At 52.1% G+C, this 11754-nt stretch carries 8 protein-coding genes, 1 tRNA gene and 4 pseudogenes; 5 read left to right on the top strand and 8 right to left on the bottom strand.

Annotated features, from left to right (window positions below; all coding sequences use genetic code 11):
- The first annotated feature begins 25 nt into the window (after positions 1 to 25).
- From ACMZI0_RS03980 to ACMZI0_RS03995, 4 genes and pseudogenes are all read left to right on the top strand, one after another.
- A pseudogene (locus tag ACMZI0_RS03980) lies at positions 26 to 1146 on the top strand (membrane-bound O-acyltransferase).
- Positions 1143 to 2493, top strand: a pseudogene (locus ACMZI0_RS03985) (AMP-binding protein). The pseudogenes ACMZI0_RS03980 and ACMZI0_RS03985 overlap by 4 nt, the downstream one beginning before the upstream one ends.
- Before the next feature lie 18 nt (positions 2494 to 2511).
- Entirely contained in the window at positions 2512 to 2730 is a 219-nt protein-coding gene (locus ACMZI0_RS03990; protein ID WP_008454337.1) for an acyl carrier protein, read from the top strand.
- Between the two features lie 100 nt (positions 2731 to 2830).
- The gene (locus tag ACMZI0_RS03995) at positions 2831 to 3466 is read left to right on the top strand and encodes a hypothetical protein (protein ID WP_415672027.1); all 636 of its coding nucleotides are present in this window, start codon (positions 2831 to 2833) and stop codon (positions 3464 to 3466) included.
- Positions 3467 to 3581: 115 nt separating this feature from the next.
- Here ACMZI0_RS03995 and ACMZI0_RS04000 read toward each other — a convergent pair whose 3' ends face one another.
- The 8 genes and pseudogenes from ACMZI0_RS04000 to gpt all read right to left on the bottom strand — a co-directional run bounded on the left by ACMZI0_RS04000 (position 3582) and on the right by gpt (position 9861).
- Positions 3582 to 3794, bottom strand: a complete 213-nt coding sequence (locus tag ACMZI0_RS04000; protein ID WP_415672028.1) for a hypothetical protein — start codon at positions 3792 to 3794, stop codon at positions 3582 to 3584.
- Positions 3795 to 3947: 153 nt separating this feature from the next.
- A pseudogene (locus ACMZI0_RS04005) lies at positions 3948 to 4127 on the bottom strand (ash family protein); the annotation flags it as partial.
- 94 nt (positions 4128 to 4221) lie between these two features.
- Positions 4222 to 5037: an isocitrate lyase/PEP mutase family protein gene (locus ACMZI0_RS04010; protein WP_415672029.1), complete on the bottom strand. Its 816-nt coding sequence runs from the start codon at positions 5035 to 5037 to the stop codon at positions 4222 to 4224.
- A gap of 437 nt (positions 5038 to 5474) precedes the next feature.
- Positions 5475 to 5541: transfer RNA gene (locus ACMZI0_RS04015), tRNA-Thr, on the bottom strand.
- 191 nt (positions 5542 to 5732) lie between these two features.
- A complete protein-coding gene (gene proA / locus ACMZI0_RS04020; RefSeq protein WP_415672030.1) occupies positions 5733 to 7259 on the bottom strand; it encodes a glutamate-5-semialdehyde dehydrogenase in 1527 nt (508 codons plus the stop codon).
- Between the two features lie 283 nt (positions 7260 to 7542).
- Positions 7543 to 7917, bottom strand: coding sequence for a sigma factor-binding protein Crl (gene crl / locus ACMZI0_RS04025; protein WP_415672031.1), 375 nt, complete (start codon positions 7915 to 7917; stop codon positions 7543 to 7545).
- Positions 7918 to 8014: 97 nt separating this feature from the next.
- Positions 8015 to 9284, bottom strand: a pseudogene (gene frsA / locus ACMZI0_RS04030) (esterase FrsA).
- Positions 9285 to 9402: 118 nt separating this feature from the next.
- Positions 9403 to 9861 carry a xanthine phosphoribosyltransferase gene (gene gpt / locus ACMZI0_RS04035; protein WP_195313987.1) on the bottom strand — a complete coding sequence of 153 codons (459 nt, stop codon included), beginning with the start codon at positions 9859 to 9861 and terminating at the stop codon, positions 9403 to 9405.
- 416 nt (positions 9862 to 10277) lie between these two features.
- On the opposite strand from gpt, the gene pepD reads away from it, so the two are divergent.
- On the top strand, positions 10278 to 11729 hold the full coding sequence (gene pepD / locus ACMZI0_RS04040) for a beta-Ala-His dipeptidase (RefSeq protein WP_415672032.1): 1452 nt from the start codon (positions 10278 to 10280) through the stop codon (positions 11727 to 11729).
- Positions 11730 to 11754 lie beyond the last annotated feature (25 nt).

Below are 11754 nucleotides of genomic sequence, written 5' to 3' on the forward strand. Positions count from 1 at the left end.
TACCAAAAATTCTGAAGGGTAAATGATGTACAGCTCCGGAACGTTTTTTTTCCTTCTGTTTTCATCAGCTCTACTGTTTGCGCTGGTTAACCGCGTATTGCATTATCGGCTGACCTATTTGTCTGCTTTTTCCGTGCTGGCGGCATTTGGCTGGGCGTATATTTTCCAGGGGGATTACCTTGTTCCCGTGGCGGTTTTTCTTGGGTTTTATATCCTTGTCACATTAAAAGAAAAAGGCTGGTTAAAAACCTGGCAGGCCGTCAGTCTGACGCTACTTCCCATGTTTTTGGTGAAATTAGATCTTAACAACCACTGGAACATGATTGGCTTGTCGTTCATGACCTTCCGTGCCGTTGACGTGCTGCTTTATCGCAGTAAAAAAGATGGCCAACGTTTTCTGCATTATTTCTGCTACCTGTTTATGCCGTTTATTATCCTGGCTGGCCCTATGTATCGCTGGCGCACATGGATTACTGACATTAACAAACCGGTCTTCACGCTTACCCGTGAACAGTTTTTACTGGCCATGGAGCAAATTTTTACCGGCATTATTCAGAAATACCTATTAGCCACGCTAATTGATAATCTGGTTGTTCAGCCGTGGAGCCATCAGCCGTTTACGTTAAGCGTGGGCGTGGTAATGTCTCTGGCCTGCAGCGCCTATCTCTACTTTGACTTTGCCGGCTACAGCAATATGGCTATCGGGGCCGGACGCTTATTTGGCCTGAATATCCCGGCAAACTTCAATATGCCTTTTCTGGCAAAGAACCCGCAGGATTTCTGGCGGCGCTTCCACATCAGCCTGTCTGAATGGCTGAGGGATGTGGTCTTTATGCCGATTTATATGAATTTGATGAAGCTCGACTTTTTCCTTCAGAACAAAACGCTGGCGCAGAATATGGGTATTTTCTGCACCCTGTTTTGTATGGGGGCGTGGAACGGGCTGGAACGACACTATGTCATCAGCGGTGCATTGTTTGGCGCCATTTCTGTTGCTCACAATATGCTGCTATGGTCGGCGAAACGCAGCCCGGTGCCTGAGCAATTGGTTAGATCATCCGGTTAGTGAGTTTACAGGTCGAATTTTGACGCTAGCAAGCGCCGCGGCCTCCCTCTATTATCTTTAGCGGAATGTCACCTCTATGAACCAACACAGCGAGCTTCTGGAACTGCAAGATTTTCTGCGTGCGGCATTACTCGACCCCGCGAACCCACAGCAACCGGCGATTAGCGGCAGCGATGAAGCCCTGACCTGGCAACAGCTCTCTGTAGCTGTCACCGACTGGGCGAAGCGCTATCACCACTGCCAGCAGTCTGCGGGCCCGCCGATTGTGCTATACGGACATCAACAAGCTGAGTTCGCTGCCGCTATCTATAGCTGCCTGCTGCATAACATTCCGTATATCCCGGTGGACTGCATCTACCCGCAGGAGCGGCTCAAAGAGATTTGCCAACTGGCGAGCGCCCCCTACTATTATGACGTGGCGACCCGGCAGTTCGTTGCAACGGGCGTGACCGAGCAGGCACTCGTTGAGCAGGATCTCGCCTATATCATGTTCACCTCCGGCAGTACTGGAAAGCCCAAAGGTGTGCAAATCGGGCGTGAAAGCCTGTGGCATTTCATGAAGTGGGTGCGTCAGGATTTTGCGCTGCCTGAGGTGCCGGTGCTGATGAACCATGCGGTGTTCAGCTTCGATCTCTCGCTGATTCCACTGCTGGCAAATCTGGCCACCGGAGGGCATATCGTCCTGAATGCGAAAGAGGATATCGCCGCAGTTTAGCAGTGACTATTTGCCCGAGCTCAGCGTCTTTGTGTTCATCGGCGAAGTGTTAAACAAAGCGCTGGTAAAACAACTGCGCCGCCGTTTCCCGCACGCCAAAATCCTCAACTCTTACGGCCCAACGGAAGCAACCATCGCGACCACGGTTATCGAAATTACCGATGACATCCTGCACAGCGAAAACGATCTGCTGCCGATTGGCGTGATGATGCCGGATTCCAGAATGGAAATTACCTCTGACGGTGAGCTGATTATTTGTGGCAAAAACGTGATGCGTGGCTACCTCGGGCTTGCGAAAGAGAATGCCGAGAAATTGCTGCACCGGGAAAGCGAAGCGTTCCGCGGCTACAGAACCGACGATCTCGGTTACGAGAACGTAGATGGGCTGCTTTACTGCCAGGGCCGCAATGACAGCCAGATCAAACTCAATGGCTACCGCATTGAAATCAACGAGATCGAAAATCGCCTGCTGGCGATGTCCGATATCAGCGAAGCGGTTGTTCTGCCGCTGATGAAATCAGGCGGTGGCGTTTTGCGTATTGCCGCATTCTGCGTGACGCACTTAGCCCCAGAAGCGATTAAAACTTCGCTGTCGAAGGTGATCCCCCATTACATGGTGCCTTCGCAAATTATTATTAAAGACGCATTGCCGCTTAACCCTAACGGCAAAATTGATCGTAAGTTGCTGGACTCTCATGCCCGCACTAACTAATTACACCAGGAAAAAATGATGGAACAAGAAATTCTCGCCCTGTTTGAAAAGGTCTTATCCCGCAAAGTGGGCTTTAATGATGAGCTGATTGAGTCCGATATTCTCGACTCTATTCTGGCGGTGGATCTGGTGCTGGAAGTGCAGGACGTATACGGCTGCATGATTCCCCCAACCGAAGTCGCGACCGTGCTGAAAACCCCGGCGGATTTGGCGCGCTACATTGAAGAGAATCGCTAAGCGAGCCGCTCTGTAATAACCGATGGTGAAATAGTGAGCAATTGAGCGCATGCCTCGTACATGCTATTGTACTGAACACAGCCTGTTCGGGAGGCGTAAGATGAGAGCGTTCGAGAAAGTGCCACCATTAAACATTGACTCCGCTAATTTTAGCCGGAAATTAGGTCTATATTCCAAAAATGCAGAGCATACGGCGCAATTTTTGGCGCGCGGTGTAGAAGATTACCAACTTGAAGGCTTCCTGTTACCGCCCGGATTCAGATTGGTCAAATCCCGAACTGAAGAACAATACCGGATAGTAACTACAGAAAATGAGAAGCCTTACACCGCCTATGCGGTAAAGCTGATCACCCATAGCGAGATCACTCACCCGCATACGGCAATTACCCAAGGGATGGTCTGGCGCACGCCCTCACTGATTTATAAGGCAGTGGTGTCTGGTTTTCCTCAATTGTTTTTCCGGCACGTACTGGATACATCAAATATTGTCGTTTCAGATAGCGAGCAAACCGGCGACGGGCAACGTTTCTGGCTAACCATGCTGGACTGGGCCTTTCATAGTAACTATCAACTTTATGTTGCCGATGGTACAGAGGGCGAAGATTTGCCTAAACATCGTATTGAAAGTCTGGATGATTTGGAAAATCGCTGGCTGGAGTATGCGTGGGGCGGTGACAAAGACGTACATCGGCACCGCCGTCTGATTATCAGCAAAGCACCGCTGGAAGCGGCGTAACCCCCACCATTTCACTTGCTCATGTGGTTTATAGCCCATCTTTTATCACAGAATAAGCCATTCCGCAGGCACGCCATACAGCCAGTGTGGCGGTAAAGCGCGCCATGCGTTCTCCTTAATGCAGTTTGCTATCGGCGTCGTCACATTCGCTTGGCTCACCAAGCGTGTCAGGCCCCTCCAGTGCGGCAGAGAGCACTTCCAGCCTTTCCGCCAGCAAGAACAACAGCACTTCCTTTGCCATTGCATTATCCAGCTCAATCACGGCGTGCGTCAGAGCGCGGCACTGATCGACCATTTCTTCCAGGGTGAGGTGCGTGGTATCAAACATAACCAACACCTCGCAGCGATAAGGCACAGAAATCTGCGCGGTGCACGGACAGAAGCAGGAAAGTGAATAGCGGAGGTGATGATACCGGGGTGGTAGCCATGGGGTAGTATCCTTGAAGTAGCGGTTATCGCTACCACCTGAGTTCCTACGCCCAAGGGTGGTAGCCCAGACGGGGGTAGGAATACCGGACTTCAAGGAAACCGGCCAGCCCAAGGGCTGCCCCGCCTGAGCCACCATAATTTTGATGCAGTAACGGCATAAAACCGATCGCAAAAAAATGCGGGTGCGCTAAGGCTACGACGTAAAAAAGACGCATGGTGCGTCTGACGTCGCCTTGAAGTAACTCGGGTTCCTACGCCCGGCTGCCGATTTTGCGACAGCGCGGAGACTATAGCGTTATAGTACCTTGGCTGGCAATACGCCTGGATTATTTCCTCTCGAAATACGACGCCAGTTCCGTAAACCCAATAGCTTCTTTTGAATAATTAAACGTCCCCGTCGACATGATCTCTTGCGCCGCTTGTATAAACATTCCATAGGCAAACCGCGCCATTGATGCACCAACACTAATACGCTTTACCCCTGCATCGGCCAATTCAGAAATGCTATATATATTTCCGGGTAATCCCATCACAACATTGACGGGCTTTGTCAGTGCCTGACACACCGTTTTAATCATCACGATATCTCTGAGACCCGGCGCATAAAGAACATCAGCCCCGGCTTTTTCAAAAGCCTGTAATCTCAGGATCGTTTCATCCAGATCAGTGATTCCCCACATGAAATTTTCGGCGCGGGCCGTTATGACAAAATCATGTGCCGGCGCATCTCGTGCTTTGGCCGCGGCTTCAATTCTTTCTACGGCCAAATTAAAATCATAAATAGGGTTGCTGGCTATGCCTGTATGATCTTCCAGAGAACATCCCGCCAAACCGATGCCCGCTGCGATATTAACCGTCTGTGCGGCACTTTCCGGGTCATCCCCTATCCCTTTTTCAAGATCTGCGGATACCGGCAAAGATGTGGCATTAACGATAGACTGGCAATGCTGAATAGTCTGTTCCCACGGAACAGTCCCTTCATGAACCCCTAATGAAAAAGCAAGCCCAGCGCTGGTTGTCGCAAGCGCTTTGAACCCCATGGTTTCGAGTATCCGGGCAGTACCCATATCCCAGGGGTTAGGAATAACGAAAATATCATCAAGCTCGTGTAGCCGACGAAAAACCTTTCCTTTATCTTCCATGCTTAACCCCATAACTAAGTATCGAATAGAAACAGCGCTAAGTTCAGCATATCAGATATTAGGCTTATCAATCATAGGATTAATGTTTTACCTTTTTCGATATGGCGCGAAGAAAAGTATTTTCACTGGCGTTTTGAAAAGGCCTTTTTTATTCGGGAAATGCCATTCTTAATTATCTTTTTTCAAAATTTAGTAAGCATTAAATTAGCCAGGTATGCCATAAAGTATTTCGTTTAGTTTTCACCATCTTCTGAGTAATTAATGCACATAGAGTGATCAAAGCGGTAGTCAGTCTGAGTAATGTTTTACGGGGTAGCGTTATGATAACCAGCGAAAACCGAGCCACATAAGCACACCAGTAAGCACACCAGTAAGCACGTGAGAATGAGGACAAGAATATTTTGCAGAAGAAATTTATTAACTTATTGATTTTATTGTGATAACAGGAGTCTAACCTACGACCTTCGCATTACGAATGCGCTGCTCTACCAACTGAGCTATATCGGCCCTGAGACTCGTCAGTGAGCACTGACGATGGACTACGGGGTGACAAAGTAGTGAAATCACCGCAGCAAGTCAATAGCTTTGCCGTCCGTTTGCTGGTTTTGTAAACGACCTGAAGAATAACAGGATTCTCTCATTATTTTCACTGCTAATAACGGAGAATCCTATAACTTTCAGGCTTAAGGCTGCTGTCAGGCGCGGATTAAATCTTCGCCGTAACCAATCCACTTGTAGGTGGTCAAGGCTTCCAGCCCCATCGGGCCGCGCGCGTGCAGTTTCTGCGTGCTCACCGCCACTTCGGCACCCAAACCAAACTGTCCGCCATCGGTAAAGCGGGTGCTGGCATTGACGTACACCGCCGAGGAATCCACCTCACGCACAAGGCGTTCCGCATTGCTGATGGAGCGCGTCAAAATGGCATCGAAATGCTGCGTGCCGTGTTCACGAATATGGGCAATGGCCGCATCCATATCGTCCACCAGTGCCACATTGAGGTCGTTGGAGAGCCATTCGTCATCGTAATCCTTGGCTTCCACAGCAACCACCTTGGCGGGTCCGCTTTGCAATGTTGCCAAGGCTTCAGGGCTGGCATGCAGCGTCACGCCCGCCTGTGCCATTTTCTCGCTCAGCGCAGGCAGGAACTGCGCGGCAATGGCGCGGTGAATCAGCAGCGTTTCCAGGCTGTTGCACGCACTTGGGCGCTGCACCTTGGCGCTTTCGATAACGGTCAGCGCTTTGGCGAAATCAATGCTTTCATCGGCAAAGATATGGCACACGCCAATGCTGCCCGTGATCACCGGGATGGTGGATTGTTCGCGGCACAGTTTATGCAACCCGGCACCACCGCGTGGGATCAGCATATCCACGTAACGATCCAGTTTAAGCAGTTGATTGACCAGTTCTCTGTCCGGGCTTTCAATCGCTTGCACCGCTGCGGCGGGCAATCCACTCCGCGCCAGTGCGCGTTGAATCACGCTCACCGTGGCCGCATTGGTGCGATAGGTCTCTTTGCCGCCGCGCAGAATGACCGCGTTGCCGGTTTTCAGGCACAGGCTGGCTACGTCCACCGTCACATTCGGGCGCGCTTCATAGATAACGCCCACCACGCCCAACGGCACGCGGCGGCGTTCCAGTTTCAGCCCATTACCCAGCAGGCGGCCATCGATCACTTCGCCAACGAGGTCATTCAGGCTACACACCTGACGCACATCGTCAGCGATAGCGCTCAGGCGCTGCGGCGTAAGCAGCAACCTGTCCTGTAACGCGGCGCTCATGCCGTTTTGCCGTGCATCCGCCAGATCCAGCGCGTTCGCAGCCAGAATCTCTGCGCTTTCCGCTTCCAGCAGGTCAGCAATCACGTTAAGCGCCTGATTCTTCTGCGCCGTACTCAGCACCGACAGGTTGTCGTTATCGCCAACCTTGATTTCCGCGGTGGCTACCGCATCGTTCTCATTAATCACCGGAACGATGCGGTTATCCAGCAATGCACGCAGCGTGTCGCGGGCGTTGAGAAAGCGTTCTCTGTCTTCCAGGTCCGCGCGCGTCAGCAACATTTGGCCAATATGGATGCCGTAAATGGAAAACAGTTGTTCCCACAGTTGAATCAAACGGCTCTGCCCCACCGCTGCCAACAGCTGTTTGGTGGCGATGGTGGTAGGCAATTCCGGATAGCCCAAATGCTCGCGCCCAGCGGCAATCGCCCCAGAGGTCACAATCACAATACGGTGTCCCGCCGCGTGCTGCTACGCACACTGGCGAACCAATTCAACAATATGGGCACGGTTCAAGCGACGCGATCCGCCGGTCAACACGCTGGTGCCCAATTTCACAACCAAAGTCTGGCTGCCACTCATGATTAATCTGCCGTTAATGTTGGTCAAAAGACGAAATGGTGAAAACGTTGCCACAGAGCACGTTCATAATGGCAACAGAGATTACGCGAATCTGCCATCTGCCCCGCGCCCGCAAACGGTAACGCGGCGCAGACTCAAAAGAGAGGCTTCACGGTCGCTCGGTGAGCATCAAGGCGGGTTCCAGAGAATGTAATAACTTTTCCAGACGCGTATGAAACTGCTGCTGCGTCTCCTGCACTTTCGTCAGCACTTCGGTATCCTTAATTTTCTCTTCTTGCCAACGGCCCGTTTTATCGTACAAGCCAGTATGGTAGGAATAAACGAGCGTCTGTTCCTGGGCTTCCAACTGGAGCCACCATCCCCAGAATTCCCGTTTTTCCGGCACAGGTTTCACACTAACGCATACCGCCAGGCAATCAAAGAAAAAACGCGCATTGTCGCACTGATTCCCGCGTAGATAGGGCCCCAATGAGGCAAAACTTTTCATGAGCCAGGCTTTCGGATGTCCACTCGGTAATGTCATCGGTTTACTCCTCAGGTTGAAGCTTCTCTTTTAGCAGATGGCAACAAGAAATTAAACCGCTACGCCTCAGGTTATTCCTTCTTTGTGAGGCAGACGTTTAAGTGTTCAGAGCGCCCCTTAGCCAATCGCTGATATGACCCAATGCCTGATGGAAATTGCGGTAAATCGGCGCAGCTTTGATGGGCAACAGTTTGCCGTTGGTGGAAGAGTTGACGATCAGACTCGCCTCTTCTTTCGGGCACAGCAAATCGTTATCCCAATAGCCTGCCAGCATCGGCGTCGGGCAACGGTGACCCAGCAGCCCCTGCGCTTTTAGCGAGTAGAGGCCCAGTTCTGTTTTCAGCGCGGCATCGGTGGCATTCGCCATGCCAAGGCGACTCGCCAGCACGTCCATATACATATCCGGCACCTGCTGTTGGCGCTTAGTGTCGTACAGCAAATGGTGCACAATGGGGCCAAGGGTAGCGACACCGCGCAAACGGGCCGGCTCCAGATAAGCCAGTCGCACCGCGATATTGGCACCGAAACGAAAACCGAACGCGCCAACGCGACAACGATCGACCCAGTGAATATCAGGCAGCGCGCGCAACACCTGCCGGTGCAGGAAACTGCTGTCTTCACTTAACTTCCAACGCGACGAAAAACCAACCGATGGCACGTCAATAGTCAGCATTGCCATGCCTGCCGGTGCCAGATAGTCACGGAACAAGCGATAATAGTCGCTTTGCAGCATGTCCAACGTGCCGCACATCAGCACGGTCGGGAAAGGCGCCGTCCCCCTGCTCGGGTAAGTGCAAAAAGCCGCGCAGGCTGCCGCCGCCCTCAATAGGAAAATCCAGCGCTTTCAACTGATACGGCAGGTAGTTCACCGCCTCTTCATAGGCGCGGTTAGCCAGCGTTTGTGCCTGTTCGGCCAGTTCATCCCCTTTGATATAGGGATAAGCGTTGATATAGGGATAAGCGGCAATGCTGTAGAGATTGGCGGCATTCAACCAATAGTGGCCATCGTGCTGGGTCTCTTCGCTTTCCATCGCTTTGGTTTGCCAGGCGGCACCCTGCTTGGCCCACTCGTAGATCCAGTTGCCGCTGCGGTAGCCCACGACAGTGTCCAGCATATGTTCATTGCTGCGTTGCGCTGTGCTGACCGTAATCCGCGCCAGCACTTCTTCGATTTCACGCGGATCGACACTGCGCCAGATCCACATCAGGCGATTAAGCGTGCGATACCAGTGTCTTGAATACCGCCCTTCCAGCGCGGAATGGCGTTCAACGTCCCCATGGTGTCGGGCGCATCTGACCAACGTCGACGTTTCTTGATGTTTGAACGAGGGTTTGAACAGTGTCTCAGAGAGATTGGCCTGAACCACGGCAGTCTCCTAGATACGGCATGATTGACAACACGAAAGCGCACTACAGATGCGCAACGGAATAAAATGCTGCACAGGCTTCTTGGAGCCTTTAAAAAAATTGCCCGTCGGAAGGCGATTACCGTCCAGCCAAAGGCGGGACAAACACCACGCCCATGTCCCACGGCTGCTCAATCCAGGTATCTTGCGGGATATCAACCACGTAGTCATCAACCAATGGGCGTCCGGCTGGCTTGGCGAAAATAGTGATAAAATGCGCCTTCGGATACATATCGCGAATCGCTTTCGCCGTTCCCCCGGTATCCACCAGATCGTCGATCACGATAAACCCTTCACCGTCTCCCTCGGCACGTTTCAGGACAGTCAGCTCACGCTGGTTGTCGTGGTCATAGCTGGAGATACACACCGTATCCACATGACGGATGCCTAATTCACGCGCCAACAGTGCACCGGGAACCAACCCGCCACGGCTAACGGCAATAATGCCTTTCCATTGTTCGGCTGGCAGCAAACGCTGCGCCAGTTTACGGGCATGAATTTGCAACATATCCCAGGTTACGACGTACTTTTCGCTCATAAAAATCTATCCTGACCAACGTTAAATTGGCTTAATTCGAGTCTGAGGGGGAAAAAGGTTGCGCGAGATTATAGATAGCCGCCAGCATAAAAACCAGTATTTATCCGCGTAATCGCTGTATACCTCTTGCTTTTTCCCTCTGACTGCCGGGTCAAGACACCCTAGCACAAAGCGGAAAATAACGGCCATACCGGTTACTTAGCCCAGACAATCGATGCAATATTCTTAATTATTATTTTTTAAAAGAATAAAATACCATGACAATCGGTAATACAAATTGAAGATGCATCAATAGATAAGGAAAGTGATATTCTGTCACTGACGTGCCGATTGCGGCGGCACACCCCAAAACGTTTAACTTGCAGTCCTTACGCACCTGATGCGCAGACTGGTCTGCTAACGAGGAGACGCTAATCGTGTCTGAACTGTCTCAACTTGCTCCCCAGCCATTGTGGGATATTTTTGCCACCATTTGTTCCATTCCCCATCCTTCTTACCATGAAGAGGCGTTGGCACAGCACATTTTAGCCTGGGCCAAAGGGCGTAATATTTACGCCGAGCGCGATGCAGTCGGTAATATCCTGCTGCGTAAAACCGCGACGCCGGGGCTGGAAAACCGTAAACCGGTGGTATTGCGGGCGCACCTCGATATGGTGCCGCAGAAAAACAATGACACCGTACACGATTTTACCACTGACCCTATCCAACCTTATGTGGATGGCGACTGGATCAAAGCGCGCGGCACCACGTTGGGGGCGGATAACGGTATCGGGATGGCCTCTGCACTGGCGGTGCTGGCAGACGATCGCGTGAAACATGGCCCGCTGGAAGTGCTGCTGACCATGACGGAAGAATCCGGTATGGATGGCGCTTTTGGCTTGCAGCCCAACTGGTTACAGGGCGAAATTCTGATCAATACCGATTCAGAAGAAGAAGGTGAAGTGTACATGGGCTGCGCGGGCAGGATCGATTTTATCACCCGTCTGCCGCTGACGCGTGAAGCGCTGCCCGCAGGTCTCTCCACGTTCAAACTGACGTTGAAAGGGCTAAAAGGCGGCTGCGATATTCATTTGGGGCTGGGTAACGCCAATAAGCTGCTGGCACGTTTTCTGTTCCAGAACGCCGCTAAAACGGATATTCGCGTGCTGGATTTGAATGGCGGCACCCTGCGTAACGCCATTCCTCGTGAGGCCTTCGCCACGCTGGCCGTTCCGGCTGGCAACATCGCCACGCTGAAAACGCTGGCAGAGCAATATCTGGCGACGCTGAAACACGAACTGGCCGCCGTGGAGAAAAACCTGACGCTGGTGCTGGAAGAAACCACCAGCGATGCCCTGCCGTTCACCGCCGAATCCCGCGATTTCCTGCTGGCATTGCTGAATTCCACCCCGAATGGCGTCATTCGTATGAGTGATGAAGTCAAAGGCGTGGTGGAAACCTCGCTCAATCTGGGCGTAGTCACCATGAACACAGAACAGGCAGAAATCGTCTGCTTGATCCGTTCGCTGATTGACAGCGGTAAAGATGCCGTGGTCGGTACGTTGACTGAGTTGGGTCAGTTAGCGAGCGCTCACACCGCGCCGAAAGGCGGCTACCCGGGCTGGAAACCGGATGCCCATTCACCGGTTATGCAGTTGGTGCGTGAAACCTACCAAAAGCTGTTCGACACCACTCCGAACATCATGGTCATCCACGCCGGGCTTGAGTGCGGGTTGTTTAAAAAGCCCTACCCGAACATGGACATGGTCTCCATTGGGCCCACTATCACTGGCCCACATTCGCCCGATGAGCAGGTCCATATCGCAAGCGTAGGCCGTTACTGGCAACTGCTGACAGCGCTGCTGGCGGCAATCCCAGAAAAAGCGTAATCAAGCGCGCCGGGGCATTCACTGC

Origin of the sequence: Symbiopectobacterium sp. (genome assembly GCF_047692315.1) — a bacterium.
GTDB lineage: Bacteria > Pseudomonadota > Gammaproteobacteria > Enterobacterales > Enterobacteriaceae > Symbiopectobacterium.

Bases quoted from the DNA above. Each gene is read 5' to 3' on its own strand.
- ACMZI0_RS03995 (WP_415672027.1), top strand. From the start codon at position 2,831: ATGAGAGCGTTCGAGAAAGTGCCACCATTAAACATTGACTCCGCTAAT.
- ACMZI0_RS03990 (WP_008454337.1), top strand. From the start codon at position 2,512: ATGGAACAAGAAATTCTCGCCCTGTTTGAAAAGGTCTTATCCCGCAAA.
- ACMZI0_RS04010 (WP_415672029.1), bottom strand. From the start codon at position 5,037: ATGGAAGATAAAGGAAAGGTTTTTCGTCGGCTACACGAGCTTGATGAT.
- gpt (WP_195313987.1), bottom strand. From the start codon at position 9,861: ATGAGCGAAAAGTACGTCGTAACCTGGGATATGTTGCAAATTCATGCC.
- ACMZI0_RS04000 (WP_415672028.1), bottom strand. From the start codon at position 3,794: ATGTTTGATACCACGCACCTCACCCTGGAAGAAATGGTCGATCAGTGC.
- crl (WP_415672031.1), bottom strand. From the start codon at position 7,917: ATGACATTACCGAGTGGACATCCGAAAGCCTGGCTCATGAAAAGTTTT.